The 21,846-nt window shown below is 70.1% G+C and carries 18 protein-coding genes; 5 read left to right on the top strand and 13 right to left on the bottom strand.

Features of this window, described 5'->3' with window-relative positions; genetic code table 11:
- Positions 1 to 31: 31 nt before the first annotated feature.
- The 3 genes from ASG40_RS05805 to ASG40_RS05795 all read left to right on the top strand — a co-directional run bounded on the left by ASG40_RS05805 (position 32) and on the right by ASG40_RS05795 (position 3,180).
- Positions 32 to 2,113 carry a hypothetical protein gene (locus ASG40_RS05805; RefSeq protein ID WP_055882273.1) on the top strand — a complete coding sequence of 694 codons (2,082 nt, stop codon included), beginning with the start codon at positions 32 to 34 and terminating at the stop codon, positions 2,111 to 2,113.
- Between the two features lie 127 nt (positions 2,114 to 2,240).
- A complete protein-coding gene (locus ASG40_RS05800; protein WP_055882271.1) occupies positions 2,241 to 2,525 on the top strand; it encodes a hypothetical protein in 285 nt (94 codons plus the stop codon).
- Complete coding sequence (locus ASG40_RS05795; RefSeq protein ID WP_082523920.1) at positions 2,464 to 3,180, top strand: nucleotidyl transferase AbiEii/AbiGii toxin family protein; 717 nt, start codon at positions 2,464 to 2,466, stop codon at positions 3,178 to 3,180. Before ASG40_RS05800 ends, ASG40_RS05795 begins: the two co-directional genes overlap by 62 nt.
- 16 nt (positions 3,181 to 3,196) lie before the next feature.
- Here the strand turns inward: ASG40_RS05795 and ASG40_RS05790 are convergent, their stop codons facing one another.
- From ASG40_RS05790 to ubiE, 6 genes are all read right to left on the bottom strand, one after another.
- Positions 3,197 to 3,709 carry a GNAT family N-acetyltransferase gene (locus ASG40_RS05790; RefSeq protein ID WP_055882264.1) on the bottom strand — a complete coding sequence of 171 codons (513 nt, stop codon included), beginning with the start codon at positions 3,707 to 3,709 and terminating at the stop codon, positions 3,197 to 3,199.
- 11 nt (positions 3,710 to 3,720) lie between these two features.
- The gene (locus tag ASG40_RS05785; RefSeq protein WP_055882261.1) at positions 3,721 to 4,827 is read right to left on the bottom strand and encodes a microcin C ABC transporter permease YejB; all 1,107 of its coding nucleotides are present in this window, start codon (positions 4,825 to 4,827) and stop codon (positions 3,721 to 3,723) included.
- Positions 4,828 to 4,839: 12 nt separating this feature from the next.
- Positions 4,840 to 6,663, bottom strand: a complete 1,824-nt coding sequence (locus ASG40_RS05780) for an extracellular solute-binding protein (RefSeq protein WP_055882430.1) — start codon at positions 6,661 to 6,663, stop codon at positions 4,840 to 4,842.
- Between the two features lie 26 nt (positions 6,664 to 6,689).
- The gene (locus tag ASG40_RS05775) at positions 6,690 to 8,519 is read right to left on the bottom strand and encodes an extracellular solute-binding protein (RefSeq protein ID WP_244480540.1); all 1,830 of its coding nucleotides are present in this window, start codon (positions 8,517 to 8,519) and stop codon (positions 6,690 to 6,692) included.
- Positions 8,520 to 8,682: 163 nt separating this feature from the next.
- The gene (gene ubiB / locus ASG40_RS05770) at positions 8,683 to 10,230 is read right to left on the bottom strand and encodes a 2-polyprenylphenol 6-hydroxylase (protein WP_055882257.1); all 1,548 of its coding nucleotides are present in this window, start codon (positions 10,228 to 10,230) and stop codon (positions 8,683 to 8,685) included.
- A gap of 37 nt (positions 10,231 to 10,267) precedes the next feature.
- Positions 10,268 to 11,059: a bifunctional demethylmenaquinone methyltransferase/2-methoxy-6-polyprenyl-1,4-benzoquinol methylase UbiE gene (gene ubiE / locus ASG40_RS05765; protein WP_055882254.1), complete on the bottom strand. Its 792-nt coding sequence runs from the start codon at positions 11,057 to 11,059 to the stop codon at positions 10,268 to 10,270.
- A gap of 137 nt (positions 11,060 to 11,196) precedes the next feature.
- Between ubiE and mutM the strand changes: the two genes are divergently transcribed.
- Together mutM and ASG40_RS05755 are read left to right on the top strand one after the other, a co-directional pair.
- The gene (gene mutM, locus ASG40_RS05760) at positions 11,197 to 12,102 is read left to right on the top strand and encodes a bifunctional DNA-formamidopyrimidine glycosylase/DNA-(apurinic or apyrimidinic site) lyase (protein WP_055882250.1); all 906 of its coding nucleotides are present in this window, start codon (positions 11,197 to 11,199) and stop codon (positions 12,100 to 12,102) included.
- A gap of 107 nt (positions 12,103 to 12,209) precedes the next feature.
- Complete coding sequence (locus tag ASG40_RS05755; RefSeq protein ID WP_244480539.1) at positions 12,210 to 13,631, top strand: diguanylate cyclase domain-containing protein; 1,422 nt, start codon at positions 12,210 to 12,212, stop codon at positions 13,629 to 13,631.
- A gap of 164 nt (positions 13,632 to 13,795) precedes the next feature.
- On the opposite strand, the gene ASG40_RS05750 is transcribed toward ASG40_RS05755, so the two are convergent.
- From ASG40_RS05750 to ASG40_RS05720, 7 genes are all read right to left on the bottom strand, one after another.
- A complete protein-coding gene (locus ASG40_RS05750; RefSeq protein WP_055882247.1) occupies positions 13,796 to 15,370 on the bottom strand; it encodes a c-type cytochrome in 1,575 nt (524 codons plus the stop codon).
- Between the two features lie 43 nt (positions 15,371 to 15,413).
- Positions 15,414 to 15,770, bottom strand: a complete 357-nt coding sequence (locus ASG40_RS05745; RefSeq protein WP_055882244.1) for a hypothetical protein — start codon at positions 15,768 to 15,770, stop codon at positions 15,414 to 15,416.
- 43 nt (positions 15,771 to 15,813) lie between these two features.
- Entirely contained in the window at positions 15,814 to 16,308 is a 495-nt protein-coding gene (locus ASG40_RS05740; protein WP_055882240.1) for a TspO/MBR family protein, read from the bottom strand.
- Positions 16,309 to 17,496: a geranylgeranyl diphosphate reductase gene (locus tag ASG40_RS05735; RefSeq protein WP_055882237.1), complete on the bottom strand. Its 1,188-nt coding sequence runs from the start codon at positions 17,494 to 17,496 to the stop codon at positions 16,309 to 16,311.
- A 4-nt stretch (positions 17,497 to 17,500) separates the two neighbouring features.
- Positions 17,501 to 18,850, bottom strand: coding sequence for a BCD family MFS transporter (locus ASG40_RS05730; RefSeq protein WP_055882233.1), 1,350 nt, complete (start codon positions 18,848 to 18,850; stop codon positions 17,501 to 17,503).
- A gap of 347 nt (positions 18,851 to 19,197) precedes the next feature.
- Positions 19,198 to 20,655, bottom strand: a complete 1,458-nt coding sequence (ppsR, locus tag ASG40_RS05725) for a transcriptional regulator PpsR (RefSeq protein WP_082523919.1) — start codon at positions 20,653 to 20,655, stop codon at positions 19,198 to 19,200.
- Positions 20,656 to 20,690: 35 nt separating this feature from the next.
- Positions 20,691 to 21,407, bottom strand: a complete 717-nt coding sequence (locus ASG40_RS05720; protein WP_244480538.1) for a cobalamin B12-binding domain-containing protein — start codon at positions 21,405 to 21,407, stop codon at positions 20,691 to 20,693.
- Positions 21,408 to 21,846: the final 439 nt, after the last annotated feature.

Here is a 21,846-nt window from a genome sequence, read left to right as displayed (position 1 = left end):
GTCCTATCGTCGAACACCGAGGCCACCGCCCATGCTGAGCCTCAGTTTCACCCCGCTCCTGCCATGGCCGGTGCTGGCCGGCTTCGGCGTGGTGGTCGCGCTGTTCTGCATCCTCGCCATCGTGGCGCGGGGCCGCAGCGCGATCCTGCGCGCGATCGCCCTCGGGCTGGTCCTCCTGGCGATCGCCAACCCGTCGCTGGTCCGCGAGGACCGCGAGCCGGTCAAGGACATCGTCGCCGTGGTCGTCGACCGGTCGGGGTCGCAGGCGCTGGGCGACCGCAAGGGCATGACCGACACCGTGCGGGCCGAACTGCAGCGCCGGTTCGGCTCGCTCGCCAACATCGAGCCGCGCTTCGTCGACGTTCCCGACGGCGAGGGTGACGAGGGCACCAAGCTCTTCACCGCCCTGGGGCAGGTGCTGGCCGACGTCGCGCCCGAGCGCCTGGCCGGCGTCGTCATGCTCACCGACGGGGTCGTCCACGACATCCCCGCCTCGGCGGCGGCGCTGGGCATCAAGGCGCCGCTGCACGTCCTCGTCACCGGCCATGCCGACGAGCGCGACCGCCAGATCAGGCTGATCGAGGCGCCACGCTTCGGCATCGTCGGGCGCGAGCTGACGATCCGCGCCGAGGTGATGGAGCGCGGCGGCACCGGCAATGCCGTGGTGACGGTGCGCCGCGACGGCGAGGAGATCGACCGGCGCAGCGTGTCCACCGGCCGGCCCTTCGCCCTCACCACGCGGATCGAGCACGGCGGCCCCAACGTCGTCGAGATCGAAGTCGAGGCGCTGCCGGGCGAACTCACCACCATCAACAACCGCGCCGTCCTGCCCATCGAGGGCATCCGCGAGAAGCTGCGGGTGCTGCTGGTCTCCGGCGAGCCGCACCAGGGCGAGCGGACCTGGCGCAACCTGCTGAAGTCCGACGCCAACGTCGATCTCGTCCACTTCACCATCCTGCGCCCGCCCGAGAAGCAGGACGGCACCCCGATCTCGGAACTCTCGCTGATCGCCTTCCCGACCCGCGAGCTGTTCGTCCAGAAGATCAAGGACTTCGACCTCATCATCTTCGACCGCTACGCCAACCAGAGCGTGCTGCCCTCGGCCTATTTCGACAACATCGTGCGCTACGTCCGCGACGGCGGCGCGCTGCTCGTGGCGGCGGGGCCGGAGTTCGCCTCGACGGGGAGCCTGTCGCGCACCCGGCTGTCGGCGATCCTGCCGGGGGAACCCAACGGTCGCGTCGTCGAGCAACCCTACAAGGCCGGACTGACCGGCACCGGCACCCGGCACCCGGTCACCCGGGCGCTGCCGGGTTCGGAGGCCTCGCCGCCGGCCTGGGGCGACTGGCTGCGCATCGTCTCGGCCCAGGTGAAGCCCGGGGTCCAGCCGATCCTGCAGGGCCCCAACGCCCTGCCGCTGCTCGCCCTGTCCCGCGAGGACAAGGGCCGCGTCGCGCTGCTGCTGTCCGACCACGCCTGGCTGTGGGCGCGTGGCTACCAGGAAGGCGGTCCCTACCTCGACCTGCTGCGCCGCCTCGGCCACTGGCTGATGAAGGAGCCGGCCCTCGAGGAGGAGGCCCTGCGCGCCCAGACCACCGGGCGCGGCCGCGAGGTCCGGGTCGAGCGCCAGACCATGGCCGAGACCGCCGAGCCGGTGACCGTCACCGGGCCGACCGGGGCGCAGCGCAGCCTCACCCTGGAGGAAACCAAGCCGGGCCTGTTCTCCACCACCTTCGAGGCGTCGGAGCTCGGGCTACACACCCTGCGCTCGGGTGCCCTCGTCGCCTTCGTCAGCGTCGGGCCGCCCAACCCGCGCGAACTCGCCGACGTCTTCAGCGACACCGACCGGCTGCGGCCGCTGGCCGAAGGCACCGGCGGTTCGATCCGTCGCCTCGCCGAGGCGAACGGCGGCGTCACCGTGCCCCGGCTCCAAAGCGTGCGCAGCGGCCGACTGGCGGGGGCCGACTGGATCGGCTTCCATCCGAGCGACAGCGCCAACATCCGTGGCGTCGAAGTCTATCCCCTAGCGCTCGGTCTCTGGGCTCTGGCCGCCCTGGCGGCGGCGATCCTGGCGATGTGGCTGGTGGAGGGGCGGCGCGGACGGGTGGCGTGACGGATGCCCAGGTCGCGGCATTTCGGGTTAGGTTGAGACGGATCGATCGGGGTCACGGCCTCGACGTTTCGCAGGCGCCAAGACTTGCCGGCGCCAAGATTTGCCGGCGCCAAGAAGGAGAACCGCAATGGGCCTCGCCCCGGGACACCCGCTCTTGTTCGCCGTCCGTCATCTGAATGCGTCCTCCGCCGATCCGATCGGCGAGAACGACCTCCTCGAGGCCCTGCGGGCAGACATCGTTCCGGCCCGCTACGAACGCCATGTCCGAGATTTCCTCGACGAGGCCGATGTGGAGGCGCTGAGCGATCTCGTGCGCGCCGGCTGCGTGACCTATCCGACGCTGGCCCGGCATGCACGCCGTTACCTCGATCCTCGCCACGAGACGCAGCAATGGCTCGATGACCGCGCCTGAAAGCCGCTGGCGCTTCCTCCTCGGCTTGGCCCTGCCTGTCCTCGATCATGTGTTTCCGCCTCCCCTCGCAAGTGGCGAACGACCGCCCTGGACGCTCGGAGGGGGAACGGCGATCGCCGTCTGGATCGATCATCGCATCAGCTACGATGTGGATCTGTTCGTCCCCGGGGTGCCGCTCAAGCAGTTGACGCCCGCTCACAATCCGTTCGCGAGCCGCATCGCGCCGCATTTCCAGTGGCCAGGGCATTATTTGAAGTTCGAGCGACCGGAGGGAGAGATCGATTTTCTCTCGCCCGCCCTTCAGACGGAACCCGGTTTCGCCTGGAAGGACATCGACGGTCGGCCGATCGCGGTGGAGACGCCCGAAGAAGTGATCGTCAAGAAGATCCGCTTCCGGTCCGCACGCCTCACGGCGCGCGACGTCTTCGATCTCGCCGCCGTCGCGGCGACTCATAACGGACTTGCGGAGACGCTCGCCAGGGACGTACCCGACGCCCTGGCACGGACGCGGGAATCGCTGGAACTCCAGGCGAGCCGTGGTCAGGACGTCCTGGCGAGAAGTGTCGTCCCCACTCCGTCGGGTCGGGCGTATCTCGACGATGCCTTCGGCATGGCCCGTCGCGTTCTCGCCGCCGCCGCCGATCTGTCCGACTGAGCGGAGGGGGCGTTCCTCAGGCAGGCAGCGACCGGACGCTGGCGACTTCGCCTCGGGCCGTGATGTCGGCATCCGGCTGCAGGGCGCGCCACAGAACCCGCGCGGGGTCGACCGGTCCGGGGAGCGTCAGCGCCCCGTGCGGCACGCGCGTGAAGCCGAAACGGGCGTAGTACGGCGCGTCCCCCACGAGGAGCATCAGGGGATGGCCGCCCTGCCTCGCCGCATCGAGGCTGCGGTTCATCAGGGCCGAGCCGATGCCGCGGTTCTCGAAACTCGGGTCGACGGTGAGGGGGCCGAGCATCAGCGCGTCGTCGGTGCCGATGCGGATGGGGCCGACCCGCACCGATCCGACGAGGAAGGTGCCGACCAGCGCCGTGAAGGACAACGTGGGCAGGGGAGGCACGCCCTCGCGCAGGCGGTAGGGCGTGCGGGCGAAGCGGCCGGGACCGAAGGCGCGGGCGTGGAGCCGTTCGACGGCCGCCGCGTCCTCCGCCGATTCCGGCCGGATCAGGAGGGGGAGGGTGGTCATCGCCCCCTCGCTCAGGTGGCGCGGTTCGAGAAGTCGATACGCGGGTCGATCCAGGTGTAGATCAGGTCCGAGAGCAGGTTCACGGCCAGTCCCAGCAGGGAGAAGATGTAGAGCGTCGCGAACACGATCGGGTAGTCGCGCCCGACGATGGCGGTGAAGGACAGGAGGCCGAGCCCGTCGAGGCTGAAGATCGTCTCGATCAGGAGCGAGCCGGTGAAGAAGGCCGAGATGAAGGCGCCGGGAAACCCCGCCACCACGATCAGCATGGCGTTGCGGAAGACGTGGCCGTAGAGCACGCGGCGCTCGCTGAGGCCCTTCATGCGGGCGGTGAGCACGTATTGCTTGCGGATCTCGTCGAGGAACGAGTTCTTGGTGAGCAGCGTCGAGGTGGCGAAGGCCCCGAGCACCAGGGCGGTGAGCGGCAGCGTCATGTGCCAGGCGTAGTCGACGACCTTGCCCCACAGCGACAGGCTCTCGAAGCCCTCGCTGGTCAGCCCGCGGATCGGGAAGATCTGCACGAACGAGCCGCCGGCCAGAAGGATGATGAGCAGGATGCCGAACAGGAAGCTCGGCACCGCGTAGCCGACGATGACGACGCCCGAGGTCCACAGGTCGAAGCGCGACCCCTCCCGCACCGCCTTGCGGATGCCCAGGGGAATCGAGATCGCGTAGGAGATCAGCGTCATCCACAGGCCGAGCGAGATCGAGACCGGCAACCGCTCGCGGATCAGCTGCAGCACCGAGACGTCGCGAAAGTAGCTGTTGCCGAAGTCGAACCGGACGTAGTCCCACAGCATCTTGGCGAAGCGCTCTGGCGCCGGCTTGTCGAAGCCGAACTGCTTTTCGAGCTTGGCGATGAAGGCCGGGTCGAGCCCCTGTGCGCCGCGATAGCGGGAGTTGGCCTCGCCGCCGGTGCGCGCCGCCATGCCGGCGCCGCCGAGGTCGCCGGCCCCGCCGGTCACCCGCGACAGGCCGGCGTCGTTCTGGCCCTGGAGCTGGGCCAGCACCCGCTCCACCGGCCCGCCGGGGGCGAACTGGACGATCGCGAAGGTGATCAGCATGATCCCGAAGATGGTGGGCACCATCAGGGCGATGCGGCGCAGGATGTAGGCGAGCACGCGCGGGTTTCCTTAAAGCCGGCCGATGCGGCGGGCCCTGGCGGCATCGAACCACCAGGTGGCGGGCACGCCCAGGCCGTAGGCGGGGGTGCGCTCCGGGCGCCCGAACACGTCCCAGACCGCGATGCGGTGGGTCGCTCCGTACCACATCGGCACCCAGTACCGGCCCGCGCGCAGCACGCGGTCGAGCGCCCGGCAGGCGGTGACGAGGGCGGGGCGGGAGGTCGCCTCGGTGACGGCGGCGATGAGGGTATCGACCGCAGGGTCGGCGATGCCGGCCAGATTGTTCGATCCCGAGGTGGCCGCGGCGCGCGAGCCGTAGGCCTCGCGCAGTTCCGGCCCCGGCGTCATGCCGTTGGAGAACCGCCGGACCGTCATGTCGAAGTCGAAGTCCTTGAGGCGGGCCTGGTACTGCGAGGCGTCGACCTGGCGGATGCGGCCCTTGATCCCGATCAGCCCGAGGTTGCGGACGAAGGGTTGGGTGTGCGGCGTCAGGCTGGGGTCGAGGTCGAGGAACTCGATCTCCAGGGGCTGGCCGCCCGGCAGGGCCATGACGCCGTCGGTGCGCACGCAACCGGCTTCGCGCAGCAGCCCGGCGGCGCGGCCGAGCAGGGCCCGGTCCTGGCCCGAGCCGTCCGACTCCGGCGGGCTCCACGGCTGCCCGAACACCTCGGCGGGCAGGCTGGCGCGCAGGGGTTCGAGGAGCGCCAGTTCCTCGGGGGAGGGCAGGCCGGTGGCCTTGAGGTCCGAGTTCTCGAAATAGGAGGCCGTGCGCCTGTAGGCGTCGTACATCAGGGTCTTGTTGGTCCAGGCGAAGTCGAAGCACAGGCCGATCGCCTCGCGCACCCGGGCGTCCTTGAAGGCGGGGCGGCGGGTGTTGATCCACCAGCCCTGCGTGCCCGAGGGCGTCGCGTCCGGCAGGGTCTCGCGACGGACGCGGCCCTCCTTGACCGCGGGGAAGTCGTAGCCGGTGGCCCAGACCTTCGCGGTGAACTCCTCGCGGTAGCTGAAGGCCCCGCCCTTGAAGGCCTCGAACGCGACCTGACGGTCGCGGAAGCACTCGTAGCGGATCGAATCGAAATTGTGCCGGCCGACGTTCACCGGCAGGTCGGCGCCCCAGTAGTCGCGCACCCGCTCCAGTTCGATGAAGCGCCCCGGCTCCAGGCGCCCGACCTGATAGGGTCCCGAGCCCAGCGGCGGTTCGAGGGACGAGGCCTCGAAGTCGCGGCCCTCGTAATAGGCCGCCGAGAACACCGGCAGGGTCGCCACGAACAGGGGCAGGTCGCGGCTGCGGCCGGGAGCGAAGCGTACGACGAGGGTGCCCTCGTCCTCGGCCACCGCCTCCGTCATGTCGCGCACCACCTGCGAGATCTCGGGGTGGCCCTTTTCCTTGAGCAGCCGCAGGGAGACCGCGACGTCGGTGGCCGTCAGCCGCTGGCCGTCGTGGAAGCGGGCCTGCGGCCGCAGGACGAAGCGGTAGGCGAGCCCGTCCTCGGAGACCTCCACCGAGCGGGCGAGGAGGCCGTAGAGGGAATCCGGCTCGTCCAGCGCCCGCACCATCAGGGAATCGAAGGTCAGGTTCATGCCCGGCGCGCCGTCGCCGCGCAGGACGTAGACGTTGAGGGTGTTGAAGGTCTCGGAGGATTGGTTGCCGATGGTCGAGGTCAGCTGCGCCGAGAAACGGCCGCCGCTGGGCGCGGCCGGATCGACGTAGTCGAAGTTGAGGAAATCGGCGGGGTACTTGAGGTCGCCGAAGCTCGACAGGCCGTGGACGGTCCGCGTGCCGGCGACGGCCGCCGGTGCGGCGGGCAGGGCGAAGGCCGCGGCCCCCGCCATCACCGTGCGGCGGGTCGGGCCCGCGGTCACCGCGGTGCCCCGGTCTTCGTGGCCAGCGCCTCGTCGTACCACCACGTCGTCGGGAAGCCCGAGCCGCCGTAGCGGGGCAGCACCGCCGGCCGGGCGAAGCGGTTCCAGCGCAGGGTCCGCGAGACGTTCGAGGCCCATTGCGGCACCACGTAGTCGTGGGCGAGCAGGACCCGGTCGAGGGCCCGCGTGGCGGCCACCACGCCGGCCCGGTCGGGCGCGAAGATCACCTTCTCGACGAGGGCGTCGATGGCGGGGTCCTTGATGCCGACGATGTTGCGCGAGCCCGGCTTGTCGGCCGCCAGCGAGCCCCAGTACTCGCGCTGCTCGTTGCCCGGCGACAGGGATTCCGGCCAGGACGTGGTGGTGATGTCGAAATCGAACCCGCGCAGCCGGTTCTGGTACTGGGCCTGGTCGATCACCCGCAGGGTCGAGTTGATGCCGATCAGCTTCAACTGCGCCGCGAAGGGTAGGATCACCCGCTCGAACACGCTCTGGAACTCGAGGAACTCGACGGTGAGCGGCTCGCCCGACGCGACGTTCGTCATCTGGCCGTTGCGCAGCTCGTAGCCGGCCTCCTTGAGGAGGCGCACCGCCTCGCGCAGGTTGGCGCGCACCGCCTCGGGCGTACCGTTGACCGGGTTGGCGTAGGGCGTGGTGAACACCGAGGCCGGGATCTTGTCCTTGAGCGGCTCCAGGAGCGCCAGTTCCTCGGGCGAGGGCATGCCGGAGGAGGCCAGTTCGGAGCCGAAGTAATAGGAGTCGATCCGCTTGTAGAGGCCGAAGAACAGCGCCCGGTTCATCTCCTCGTAGTTCATGGCGAGGTTGAAGGCGCGCCGCACCCGGGCGTCCGCGAACTTCGGTTTGCGCAGGTTGAAGGCGAAGGCCTGCATGTTGCCGTTGCCGCGATCGGGGAACTCCTCCTTGACGAGGCGCCCCTCCTTCACGGCCGGGAAGTCGCCGTAGGCGGTAGCCCAGTTGCGGGCGACGTTCTCGGTGCGGAAGTCGTAGAGATCGCCCTTCAGCGCCTCGATCAGCACCGTGGAATCGCGAAAATACTCGTTGCGCAGGGTGCCGAAGTTGTTGCGCCCGACGTTCACCGGCAGATCCTTGGCCCAGTAATCCGCCACCCGCTCGTAGGTGGCGCTGCGGCCGGGCTCGAACTTCGCCAGGCGATAGGGCCCCGACCCCAGCGGAATCTCGAGGGTGGTCTGGGTGGCGTCGCGCTGGCGCCCCTGGGCGTCCTTGGCCGTCCACCAGTGCTTGGGCAGGACGCGCAGCTGGCCGAGCACCTGCGGCAGTTCGCGGTTGCCGGTCTCGCCGAAGCGGAAGGTGACCTCGCGCTCGCCGGTGGCCTCGGCCTTCGTCACGGTCTGGTAGTAGTTGGCGTAGAACGGGCTGTTGGCCTTGAGGACGTCGAACGACCAGATCACGTCCTCGGGCGTGATCGGCGTGCCGTCGTGCCAGCGCGCCTGCGGGCGCAGGCGGTAGCTCACGGAGGACGCATCCTCCGCGACCCGGACGCCCTCGGCGACGAGGCCGTAGGAGGTGAAGGACTCGTCGCCGGAATCCACCATCAAGGTGTCGTATATCAGGGTGATGCCGCCTTCGAGGTCGCCCTTGAGACCCGACACCACGTAGTTGAAGTTGTCGAATCCGCCCTGGGCGCCGAGCCGCACCAGGCCGCCCTTGGGCGCCGCCGGGTCGGCATACTCGAAGTGCTTGAAGTCGGGCGGATACTTGGGCTCGCCCATCAGCGTCATGGCATGGGCGAAGGCTCCCCCGGTGGTCGGGGCCGGCTGGGCCGGTGCCGGTCCGGCGAAGGCCATGCAGCCGGCGAGAACACCGGCGAGGACGCTCGTAAGGCACGATCCGATCAGGCTGTGACGCGTCACGATCCGGCGCTCTCCCGCTGACATCCCGCCGGCCATTCTAGCGCGCCGCGGGCCTGTCGTTCTTAGGACGCCCGGAGCGGGAACGCCAATCGGGCGCCTACCCGAACGCCATGACCAGCGCCCCGACGGCGATCGCCCAGAGCGCCACCGTCGACCAGGTCGCCCGCCGCCGCTCCTTGCGGGCGATCCGGGCCGCCTGCGCCTCGTCGGGGGCGCCCTCGTCGAGGCGCACCAGGACGCGGCGCAGGCGCTGGGCGATGTCGGGGATGTCGGCGACCACATCGGCCAGCGTCAGCACGGCGCGGCCCGCCCCCTCCGCCTTGCCGATCGGGCCGAGGTTGCGCGCGACCCAGGAGCGCACCACCGGCTCGGCCCCGGTCCACATGTCGAGCTTGGGGTCCAGGGAGCGGGCGACGCCCTCCACCACCACCATGGTCTTCTGTAGCATCACGAGTTCGGTGCGGGTGCGCATGTCGAACAGGGCGGTGATGTCGAACAGCAGGGTGAGCACCTTGGCCATCGAGATCTCGTCGGCCTTGCGCTGGTGGATCGGCTCGCCGATCGCCCGGATCGCCTGCGCGAAATCGTCCACCGAGTGGTGGGAGGGCACGTAGCCGGCCTCGAAGTGCACCTGGGCGACCCGGCGATAGTCGCGCAGGATGAAGCCGAGCAGGATTTCGGCGAGGAATCGCCGCTCGCGCTGACCAAGCCGGCCCATGATGCCGAAATCCACCGCCACGAGGACGCCGTCCGGGTCCACGAACAGGTTCCCCGGATGCATGTCGGCGTGGAAGAACCCGTCGCGGATCGCCTGGCGCAGGAAGCTCTGGATCACCGTGCGCCCGAGGGCGGCGGGATCGTGCCCGGCCGCGACGATGGCGGCGCGGTCGTTGAGGCGGATGCCCTCGATCCACTCGCTGGTGAGGACGTCGCGCCCGGTCAGTTCCCAATCGGGCCTGGGCACGCGGAAGTCGGGGTCGCCCTTGGTGTTGTCGGCGAGTTCGGACATGGCCGCGGCCTCGAGCCGGAAGTCCATCTCCATCATCACCGAGCGGGCGAGGATCTCCACCACCTCGCGCGGGCGCAGCCGCTCGGCCTTGGGCGAGAGCGCATGCACCACCCGCGCGATGAAGCGCATCACGTCGAGGTCGCGCTGGAAGCCCTCGCGCACGCCCGGCCGCATGATCTTGACCGCGACGGCGCGCTGCGTCCCGTCGGCGTCGAGCACATGCGCCTTGTGGACCTGGGCGATGGAGGCGGCCGCGATCGGGACGCTGAAGGAGACGAAGAGTTCGCGGATCGGCTTGCCGAAGGCGGCCACCACCACTCTCTCGGCGACGTCCTGGGGGAAGGGCGGCACCCGGTCCTGCAGCTGCTCCAGGTCGCGGGCGGCGTCCATGCCGACGATGTCGGGCCGGGTCGCGAGGAACTGCCCGACCTTGACGTAGGACGGCCCCAGGCGGGTCAGTGCCCGCTGCAGGGAGCCCGGCCCGAGGCCGCGCCGCTCCAGCATCCGCCCGAGGCGCAGGGCCAGGCGCAGGTGCGGCGGCAGGCCCTCGCCGTCGACGACCGCGAGGCCACCCTCGCGGGCCAGCACGAAGCCGACGCGGACCCCGCGCAGGAGATGGACGAGGGCGCCTAGCACCCGCCGAGCGCCCGGATACGAACCCGACCCTGCGCCGTCATGCGATCTTCCAGCCCGAATGGATCGCCACGATGCCCCCGGTGAGCGCGCGGTGGCTGACGCGCGAGAAGCCCGCCGCCTCGATCATCCCGGCGAACCGCCCGGGGGAGGGGAACTTGCGGATCGACTCCACGAGGTAGCGGTAGGATTCCGCGTCGCCCGCCACCCGCGCGCCCAGCCGTGGGATCACATGGAACGAATAGGCGTCGTAGATCCGGTCCAGCACCGGCATGTCCACGCTCGAGAACTCGAGGCAGAGGAAGCGCCCGCCCGGCGCCAGCACGCGGTAGGCCTCCGCCAGCGCCACGTCGATGCGCGGCACGTTCCGGATGCCGAAGGCGATGGTGTAGGCGTCGAAGGCGTTGCCCGGCAGCGGCAGGGCCTCGGCATTGGCGGTCACGAAGTCGATCCGGCCGTCGAACCGGTCGCCGGCCCGCTCGGCGCCCACCCGCAGCATCGCCTCGTTGATGTCGAGCACCGTGACGTGGGTGCCACGCCCGCCCGCATCGAGGACGCGGAAGGCGACGTCGCCGGTGCCGCCGGCCACGTCGAGGTGGCGGAACGGCTGGCTGCGCGAGGGGCGCAGCATCGACACGAGGTTCGACTTCCAGGCCCGGTGCAGCCCCCCGGACATCAGGTCGTTCATCAGGTCGTAGCGCTTGGCCACGGAGCGGAAGACATCGTCGACCCGCGCCTGCTTCTCGGAGAGCGCCACGCGCTCGAACCCGAAATGCGTGTTCGCCTCCCCGGAAAAGCCCATGTCGGCGGATGTCTTGTCGTCCGAACTCATGCCACTCATACCCCTGGGCGGATGCACGTCCCTGGCGGGAGCGCGCACCTCGCGGCAAGCGTCATAGCGAAACGGTGGCGGGATCGCCATGTGCCGGATCGTCGGACGAAGCCCCGCTCGCTTGTCCAGGGAGCCCCATGCCGGAACTGCCCGAAGTCGAAACCGTGCGGCGCGGACTCGCCCCCGCCATGGTCGGCGCCCGTTTCTCCCGGGTGACCTTGCGCCGGCCGAACCTGCGCTTCCCCTTCCCCGAGCGTTTCGCCGAGCGTCTGCAGGGTGCCACCGTCCTCGATCTCGGACGCCGGGCGAAATACCTCACCGCCGGCCTCGACAGCGGCGAGACCCTGATCCTGCACCTGGGCATGAGCGGGCGGTTCGACGTGGCGCTGCCCGACGGCGGCAACCTCTCGCCGGGGGAGTTCTACCTCGACGGGGCGCAGGGCACGCCCCGGCACGACCACGTCGTCATGGCGATGTCGAGCGGCGCCACCGTCACCTACAACGACGCCCGCCGCTTCGGCTTCATGGACCTCGTCCCGACCCCGACGCTGGCCGCCAGCCGCCACTTCGCCGGCATGGGGATCGAGCCGCTCGGCGAAGCCCTGACCGGCGAGACCATCGCCCGGCTGTTCCGGCACAGGATCACGCCCCTCAAGAGTGCGCTCCTCGACCAGCGCCTGATCGCGGGCCTGGGCAACATCTACGTCTGCGAGGCGCTGCACCGGGCGGGACTCCATCCCGCCCTGCCGGCCGGGAGCCTGGCCAAGGCGGACGGGTCGCCGACGCCCAAGGCCCGGCTCCTGGCGCGCGTGATCCGCGACGTCCTCACCGAGGCGGTGGCGGCCGGGGGCTCGACCCTGCGCGACTACGCCCATCCCGACGGCGGCAGCGGCGCCTTCCAGCACCGGTTCCGGGTCTACGACCGCGTCGGCGAGGCCTGCACGGCCAAGCGCTGCACCGGCACGATCGCGCGCCTCGTCCAGGCGGGTCGCTCGACCTTCTACTGCGAGACCTGCCAGCCCCCGCCGCGGCCGGGCGGGTAACGGAGTCGAGGATCGGGCGCACGGTTTGTTAAACGCTCAAAGGATAGCCTGACCTCCCCGAGCGGCCGGCGAAGGCCGGTCGCCGATGTCCGATTGGCAGAGTGAGCATGCATCTCGTGGCCGATAACGAGGCCGAAAGGCTCGCGGCGATCCGCGACCTCGACCTGTCGGCGCTCCCTCCCGATCCGCGGCTCGACGCGATCTGCAGGACGGCGAAGGCGCTGTTCCACGTCCCCATGTGCACGATCACCATCGTCGAGGCCGACCGGCAGTGGTTCAGGGCCAAATGCGGCGTGGCGACCGAGGGCAGCGCGCGCGACATTTCCTTCTGCACCCACACCATCCTCGACGATGCCGTCCTCGTGATCGAGGACGCCACGGCCGACCCGCGGTTCGTCGACAACCCGCTGGTCACGGGACCACAGGGCATCCGCTTCTACGCGGGCGCCCCCCTCGTCCTGCAGCCGGGCATCCGGGTGGGGACGATGTGCGTCATCGACACGATACCGCGCACGTTCACCCAGGAGGACCGGGAGCGTCTCCAGGATCTCGCCCTGATCGTCGTGGCGCAGTTGCGCCAAGCCAAGATCGAGGCCGAGCTGCGCGAGAGCGAGGCGCACTATCGCCTGCTCGCCGACAACGCCAGCGACATGATCGTCTGGTCGAACCTCGACACCACGCGCCGCTACGTCTCACCGGCGGCCCATTCGCTGCTCGGGTTCGAGCCGACGGAACTGCTCGGAACCCGTCCCATGGACGGGGTCCATCCCGACGACGCCGCCAGCTATCAGCGGGTCCTCGACGACATCGGGCATGCCCGCGTCAAGAGTGCCGTCAGCCGTCAGCGCTACCGGCGCAAGGACGGGAAATGGGTCTGGGTCGAGGCCACCTTCAACCTCACCCACGACCCCGTCGACGGCCGGCCCGACGGCTACGTGGCGGCCGTTCGCGACATCGACGAGCGGGTGGAGGCCGAGCGCCGCATCGCCCACATGGCCCGCCACGACGAACTGACGGATGTCGCCAACCGGACGCTGTTCCAGGAACGACTGGCCCAGGAGATCGCCCACGCGACCCGGTACGGCAAGCATTTCGCCGTGTTCTGCCTGGACCTCGATCGCTTCAAGTCCGTGAACGACACCCTGGGGCATCAGGCCGGGGATGTCGTGCTGCGGACCGTGGCGGACCGGATGCGCAGGCTCCTGCGGACCGAGGACACCATCGCCCGTTTCGGCGGTGACGAGTTCATGGTGCTGCAGACCCGGACGCGACAGCCCGAAAGCAGCGAGTCCCTGGCCAAGCGGCTGATCAAGGCGGTGCGCGAGCCGATTACGGTGGAAGGCATCACCGTCGGCGTCGGCCTGAGCATCGGCATCGCCCTCGGTCCGAAGGCGGGGGTCGACGGCGACGGACTTTATCGGCGGGCCGATTTCGCTCTCTACCGGGCCAAGGCCGGCGGCCGGAACACCTACCGGTTCGACGACGACACCCCCGGTGCCGGCGACTGGCCTTTCGCCGCCTCGGCCTGACCGACGGACCGCACGCCGCCGCAAGGCTTGCGGTCCGGACGGCGTGTCATGCGATTTCCGGTCGGTCATTGCGCGATGCGGGACGGAGCTTCGCTCGAGTGCCGCACGCGCTTGCAAATACGGTTCCCACTCGGATCGAGCGGAAACCGTATCGGAACGTCAAATCAGTTCGGCTTGGGAGCGCCCGGCTTCATGCCGGTGTCGGCCCGCTTCTCGGGGTTCTTGAGCTGGCTGTAGACGACGCTGCCGAAGCTTCCGATGACCGAGTGCCAGCCGACCTTCTCGTAGAGCGGGTTGTCACGTCCGATCTGGCAGAAGCGGGAGGTCAGGCCGTTGACGATCTCCTCGTCCTTGAGGCCGCCCGCCGCGGATTTGATCTTGGGCAGGAGTTCGTCGATCTTCGGGATGAAGTCCTCCGGCTTCAGGTCCCTGAGCGCCTCGGCGGCACCGGCCCCATCGAAGGCCTTGGCCAGTTCGGGTGACGAGACCTCGCCGCAGGGCGCGTTGCCCACGAGCATCGTCCGGGTCTGCTCACGCGCCGCCGAGACGACCCCGCGATCCTGGATCACGGGCGCCCTGTTGCCCCAGCTGTTGCGGATGTAGTCGGTGACGTCGGCCACTTGGCTGTCGGTCATGCCCGCGCCCACCGCCGGCATCGGCGCGTAACCGGCCTGGGCACCGAGCCCGCCGAGAATCACGCGGATCACGGTCTCGGGTCCCTCGGCCTGGACGGAGGTGTTGCCCGCCAGGGCGGGAATCGCGCCCGGTACGCCCTGTCCGTCCGGCTTGTGGCAGGAGGAGCAATAGCTGAGGTACGTGCCCGCTCCTGGAGCGCCGACCTGGTCGAAGGCCTGCACGTCCTTGACCTTGTAGGTCTCCTTGGCCTTCTGCGTGCGCAGGTAGGCGACCATCGCCTTCAGGTCGGCATCGGTCATCTTCGAGAGGGATTCCTCGATGGTCTGGCGCATCGGGCCGGCGGCGACGCCGGGCTGGTTCCCGGGCGCGGCCCCGGTCTTGAGGTAGGTGACGACCTGCTCGTCGCTCCAGCCGCCGATGCCCTGGTGACCGTCGGGGGTGATGTTGGGGGCGTACCAGCCGTCGATGACGCCGCCGCCGAGCTTGCCGGCCAGCCCGGAGTTCCCGACGATCTTGTTTTCGTTGTGGCACATGCCGCAGTGGCCGAGCCCTTCGACGAGGTAGGCGCCGCGATTGACCTCGGCGCTGGCGTTGGGGTCGGGCTTGAACTCGCCGGCCGTGAAGAAGGCGGTGCGCCAGGTGATCAGCGCCGTGCGGATGTTGAAGGGGAAGGGGATCTCGGACGCCTGACGGACCTCGCGCACCGGCTCGAGGGACTGGAGATAGGCGAAGATCGCCTTCACGTCCTCGCGGGTGACCTTGGTGTACCAGGCGAACGGAAAGGCCGGGTAGAGATACGACCCGTCCTTGGTGATGCCCTCGTGCATGGCGCGGGCGAAGTCCTCCTCCGTCCAGTTGCCGAGACCGGTTTCCTTGTCGGGGGTCAGGTTGGGCGTGCGGATCTTGCCGATGGGGGTGTTGAGCACATAGTTGCCGGCGAAGGGCTTGCCCCCCGGTGCGGTGTGACAGGCCACGCAATCGCCGGCGGTGACGAGATATTGGCCCCGTTTGACCAGATCCGCATCGGCGCCCTGGGCGGCGGCGGCGGTGATGCCGAGGGTCAGGACAACGGCACCCACAGCCGCAGCGTCGATACGAACCATCGTGCCGATTTCCTTCGCTCAATCGCCCGAAGCGGAACCCGCGTCACACCCGGCGCCGCTGCGCAAACGCGACGGTTTCCGCGTCAGTTCCACGCGTCCGGCCGGGTTCATCGCCGAGAGGTTGCATCGGCACCGTCCGGCGCTGCCGCAGCCTGACGGCGAGTTCGCAGGCGTGGGCGAGCAGCGCGCCGAGGAGGCAGGCCGCGACGAACGGCCACGGCGCATCGGTAAGGGCCATCCGCACGCCCAGCATCAGCGATGCACCGGACGCGAGGTTGCACAGCAGCGGGAAAGGCGCCGGCCCCTTCCGCCGGCACCAGAGCAGCAGCACCACCGCCTCCAGGGCGACCAGACCGAGGACGACGTCGATGATGCGGCCGCTCGCGAACAGGTCGGTCATGACATCCCGCGGCGCGGTGGAGGCGATGGGGTGACGCCCCGGCTCAGGCCCGGCCGAACGGCCCGTTGAGGCGCACGATCGTCAGGTTGAGGTAGGAGGCGACGCTGACCCAGGCGAGATAGGGCAGCAGCAGCAGCGCAGGAACGGTGGCGATCGACGCCGTGACCACGATCAGGGAGACGACGGAGGCCCAGAGGACCAGCACCTCGACGAAGGCCCAGTCCGGCCGACGCATGCGAAAGAAGAGTCCGCTCCAGGCGATGTTGAGGACCACGTTGATGGCGTAGGCGACCACCAGCGCCGTGCGCGGACCCGGACGCGGGTCGGCTTCCCAGGCCATGACGCCGGAGATCGCCGCGAGGATGAAGATCGTGGTCCATACGGGCCCGAACACCCATTCCGGCGGCTGCCAGGACGGTTTGCGCAAGGCCTTGTACCACGGGCCGATCGTGGTCAGCAGGCCGCCCGCGAGGGCGCACAGGACCGCGACCGCGGCAGCGACCCCGATCGGCGCCCAATTCCAGTCCGAGAGATCCACCTACGGGGAGACCCAGCGGAACAGATGGGCGAGATCCTTGAAGAAGATTCTCACGTGCGCCACCGGCTTGGCCTTCACCAGTTCCTTGTTCATGTAGGCGTCCCAGGTGAGTTGCTGGACATCCTTGTCCTTGCAGATGGAGACGAAGCGCTCGCGCAGCGCATCGTTGCGGTACCAGAACCATTGCATGATCCGCAGGATCAGGAACACCCGCCCGTGCAGCTTCATGAAGCGGCGGCGGGCCAGGGCGAGGGCGCTGGCCTTGCCGGTGACGAGGAAGGCCTGCGCCGCCTCCGCCGCCAGGCGGCCGCCGAGCATGGCATAATAGATCCCCTCGCCGGAGGCCGGCGCGACGATGCCGGCGGCGTCCCCGGTGAGGAGGACGTCGCGGCCGTTGTCCCATTTCTTGAGGGGCTTGAGCGGGAGCGGCGCGCCCTCGCGCCGCACGGTCTCGCCGGCGGCCAGCCCGCTCGACGCGCGCAGGTCGCGGATGGCGCTGCGCAGGGAGAAACCCTTGCGGGCGCTGCCGGTGCCGATGCTGATCGTATCGCCGTGCGGGAAGATCCAGGCGTAGAAGTCGGGCGAGAGCTTGCCCTGGTAGTAGACGTCGCAGCGGGTGGCCTCGACGTCGCCGCTGCCGTCGGTCGGGCGCCGGACGATCTCGTGGTAGGCGAACACCTGCTTCATCGCGGCATGGCCGGGGATCTCGGCCCGGCCCACGGCCGAGGTCGCCCCGTCGGCACCGATCACCAGCCGGGTGCGGACCGTGGCCGGCTCGCCCCCCGTGGGGGTGTAATGCACGGTGGCGAGCCCGTCGGCATCGTGGACGATCCGCTCGAACCGGCCGGGGCGGTGATCGGCACCGGCGAGGGCGGCGCGGTTGCGCAGCCAGGGATCGAAATGCTCGCGGTCGACCATGCCGACGTAGCCTTCGCCGACGGGCATGTCGACGCGCACGTCCTTGGGCGAGATCATCCGCGCCGAGCGGATGCGCGCCACGATGAGATGGTCGGGGATCGCGAAGTCCTTGATCAAACGGGGCGGGATCGCACCGCCGCAGGGCTTGATCTTGCCCGGCTTGTCGAGGAGGAGCACGCGCCGGCCGAGGCGGGCGAGATCGGCGGCGGCCGTGGCGCCGGCAGGGCCGCCGCCCACTACCACCACGTCGAAGGTTTCGGTCTCGGACATCGGGCTACCTCGCGGAGAGACGGGGCTCGGGCAGGAACGATCGGTGCGTGGACGGCGCGCGGATGCGGCTGGGCGGCGCATAGGCGACACGCAGGGCGAGGCCGGCGCCGACCACGAACAGGAGGGCTTCGGCCGTGAAGACCGCGGCATAGGCGTGGACCACCTGCGGCGTGATCAGGCGGGCGACATCGACCGCCACGGTGCCGAGGAAACCGCCGGCGCCGAAGGCGACGCCCTGCGCCGCCCCCCAGACGCCCATGCGGGTGCCGCGCTCGGCCTCGCCGCCCGCGCCCGCCAGCCCCATCATCGAGCCGATGGCGGCGACGGCGAAGATGCCGTTGAAGAGACCCAGGGCAAACACGGCGGCGCGCAGCGGAAACTCCGGCCCGACGAGGCCGCCGGCGGCGATCGCGACGAGGGCGAGGGCCGAGCCGAGGCAGCCGAGGACGGTCCAGGCCTTGAGCGAGCCGAGGACCGGCCCGCCGATGCCCATGGTGGTCCCCGCCACCAGCAGCATCCCGGCGAGCACGCCGCCGTGCTGCAGGCCCGAAAGCTTGGTGGTGCCCCCCGGCGTCATCGCGAAGACGAGGCCGGCGAAGGGCTCGAGGATGAGCTCCTGGGCGCTGTAGGCCAGCATCGCCACGAACAGGAACACGGTGAACCGCCGCGAGGCCGGCTCGGCCCAGACCCGGGCCAGGACCTGCAGGAACGGCTTGCGCTCGGCCCGCTCCTCGGGGGAGGGGGCGGCCCGCGCCGGTTCGATGCCGCGCAGCGCCAGGGTCGCGAGGCAGAAGGCGATCAGCGAGACCGTGCCCGAGACGGCCACGAGGCGCAGCCCCGAGAACGGATCGAGGAAATGGCCGGCCAGGGGCGCGGTGATGGCAAAGCCCGCGATCATCATGATCCAGACCAGGGTCGCGGCCGCACCGCGTCGGCGGGCGTCGACGCCCGTGGCCAGGAGCACCAGCAACGAGGTGCCGGCGGCACCCGCCCCCATGCCGACGCCGAGGAAGGCGAAGACCGCCAGGGCGAGGCCGGCGGCGGGGTGGGTCTCCATGACGGCGGTGGCGACCGCCGCCAGGAACCCGCCCAGGGTGAGCGCGGCCATGCCGCCGACGATCCAGGGGGTGCGCCGGCCGCCGACGTCGGAGCCGTAGCCCCAGCGCGGGCGCAGGACCTGGACCGCGTAGTGCAGGGCGACGAGCCCGCCGGGCACCATGGCCGGCAAGGCGAGCTCCACCACCATGACGCGGTTGAGGGTCGAGGTCATCAGGACCACCACCGACCCCAGCGCCGTCTGCACGAGGCCGAGGCGGGCGATAGCCGCCCAGGAGAAGGAGAGGGGAGCCGTCATGGGCGGCCTCCGGCGGCGATCCGGGAATCCTGCCGCGCGAGGCCCGAGCGTCCGCGCGACGCGCGCGCTGCGTTGGGGACACCGATCGAGCCGGACGCGGTGGGTGCTGAACTGGCCATCCCCGGAGGCTAGGAGCCTAGGGCGACCTGTGTCAAGTTTGATTTACACGTTGAGCGTCAAGTTAAGTTGTCACTCGGGCTTCGACGCGATGCGCTCCTGGCCTCGTCCGGCAGGGTCCCGTGGTTGGACAGGCCCGTTTCGCGATCGGGCTGGCGAGGCGGCAGGCGGCGAACGCCGCCCTGCGCCACCCTGGATTGCACCCCTCGCTCGGTCCGGCCGGAGGGTGGTCAGTCGGGGTCGTCGGCGGGTTCGGGGCCGTCGAGGTCGCCGATGCCGTAGCGGCGCAGCTTGGCGTAGAGCCCCTGGCGGCTCAGGCCCAGCATCTCGGCGGCCGAGGCGCGGTTGTCGCGGGTGATGCGCAGGGCCGCCTCGATGCACAGGCGCTCGATCAGGTCGGTCGATTCGCGCACCAGGTTCTTCATGGTCACGCGGCCGACGAGTTCGGTCATCTGCTCGACCGAGCGCGGCAGGTCGCGCCCGGTCAGGGCGGGGGCGGCCGCCCGGCGCGGCGTCCCCCGGATCGTGAAGCCGAGGCAGGGATGGCCGCCGCCGGCCACCGACACCGCCGCGATCTCCACGTCCTCCACCGAGCCGTAGGTGCCGCGGATGCTGGTGGCGAAATGACGAACCGACCCGTGCAGGCCCAGGGTGGCGAACAGGGTCGCGGCCTCGGTCTCCTCGCGCCCGAGCCAGCGGTCGAACAGCTCGCCGCGCACCTGCTCCTCGGTGGCGAGTTGCACGAGGTCGAGGAAAGCGGCGTTGGCGGCCAGGATGCGCCGGCCCGGATCGGTGACGACGAAGCCCTCGGGCAGGTTCTGGATCACGTCGAGGGTGCCGGTACCGGCGCGGCCGGGCGCCGCTTCCCCGGGCTCGGGCCCGTCGACGGAGAGGCGCAGCAGCGCGCTGACGGCGTTCTCCTGCCGGAACAGCGAGGCGGAGAGGCGCGTCTCGCCGCGGCCGTTCCCGAGGCGCACGAGGAGGTCGTCGGCCTGGCCGGACACCCGCAGGCCCGCGAACAGCGATTCGAGCTCGCGGGCGCTGGCGGAATCGAACAGCTCGATCACGTCCTGGCCCAGCACCCGCTTCTCGGGCTTGCCGAGCAGGCGCGCGGCGGCGGGGTTGACCTCGGTGACGCGCCGGGTGGCGGCATCCACCACGAGCACAGGCTCGCCGGCGAGCTGGAACAGGAGGCGGTAGCGGGTCTCGGCCCCGCGCATGCGCAGGTAGTCGCGCTCGAGGGCCTGCTGCGTCTCGGCGAGCTTGCGCTGGAGGGCGGCCATGGCCCGCAGGTTGCGGCCGATCACGATCACCGGACCGTCCGCCTCCAGGCGCATGGCCGAATAGCGGATCGGGAGGTCGATCCCGGTGGCCGAGGGGTGGTTCACCTGGCGCCAGCGCGTCACGGCACCGGGGGCGGCATCCTTGAGCAGGGCCGCGATCTTGGGGCGGCTCTCCACCGTCACGGTGTCGACCCACAGCCGGCCGAGCCACGACTCACAGCCCTCGCCGGCGAGATCCGAACTGCCGAAGGCCGCATCGCGGATCACGCCCTCCCGGTCGATCACCAGGGAGAGGTCCGTCGCGGCCGCGACGAGCAGCCCGGCCGCCTGCGCATCCAGGGGGCCGAGGGTTTGATGAAGGGCCGCGAACGACGAGGTTGCGGCAGGAAGCGCCAGACTGGTCAAAGATCACCAAGGTGTGATGCCGTCAGACGGGTCTTTCAGCAGGCTCGGGCATGCAGATCAAGCAAACGCTCGGCGATGGCAATGGCGTCACGCGCATCGCTCGCGGTCGCATCGGCTCCGACTCGGACGAGATGGCCGGGGTTATCCACGAAGATCGGACCGCCGACCATGATGTGCAGGTCGGGGTTGCGTGAGGTTTGCCGAAGCTCGCTCACCGTCTCGGCCAGGACCGGCAGCAGCGTCTCGCTGCCGAGCGAGAGGCCGACGATGTCGAACCACTCCCGGCGCACCCGCCGCAGCGCGTCGGGGCCGTCGGCCTGCGTCAGGCAGGTCACGTCCCAGCCGGCATCGTGGAAGAAGCGTTCGAGCAGGCTGAGCCCGAAGCAATGGGTCTCGCCGGGGCAGGTCGCCAGCAGGACTCTGTGTCCGCGCGACACCCGGACCGGCTCGTCGAACCGGAGGCGCAGGTCGTGGGTGATCCGCTGCAGCCGGCCCATCGCGATGGTGAGCTCGGTGAAATCGCACAGGTCCTCCTCCCAGAGAACCCCGAGATGCCGCGCCGTCGGAGCCAGCAGGTCGAGCAGCAGACTTTCCAGGGAGAGGCCCGCCGCCATCATGCCGGCGACCCGCGGCTCGGCGTCGTCGCGGCCTGGCGCCAGCATCAGGTCGGCGAAGGACGCGATCTCCTCCGGCGTCGGCGTCGCGCGGCGGGCCGGCTCCGGGAAGGGGTCGTCGCGCAGGGCCAGCATCATACGTGGAATGATCTCGGCCTCCACGATCCTGGCGAGGTCGCCGTGCCAAAGGGTGGGGGTCGCGACACGCAGGAGTTCGGACAGGGCGTCCGCCTCGCCCGATCCCGGAAGATCGCAGCCGTTCGCGCCGTCGTGAAAGGAATACTGGTCCCGATGCTGCCTCAAGTCGTCCATTGGTCCCTCCCAATGTTGATGACGGCTTCTTGTTGACCTCGATCTTGCGTGTCGAGCGCGACGTCTTGTGACGCCCTTGAAATATCATCGACCGTCGTATCGGATGATGGTGTCCGGGCACGAGCGCCCCGGAAAACCCGTGGCGTTCAGGTTCCCGACGAGCGACGATACGCCTCCCCGAGGTTTTGGCAACGCACGAGTTGTAACCCGGCTCGCACGCGGATGTCCAGTGAGATTGACGTAAAGCCAGCTTGACACTCTGACG

Origin of the sequence: Methylobacterium sp. Leaf399 (genome assembly GCF_001424525.1) — a bacterium.
Classification (GTDB): domain Bacteria; phylum Pseudomonadota; class Alphaproteobacteria; order Rhizobiales; family Beijerinckiaceae; genus Methylobacterium.
This window is presented reverse-complemented; position numbering and strand designations above follow the sequence as displayed.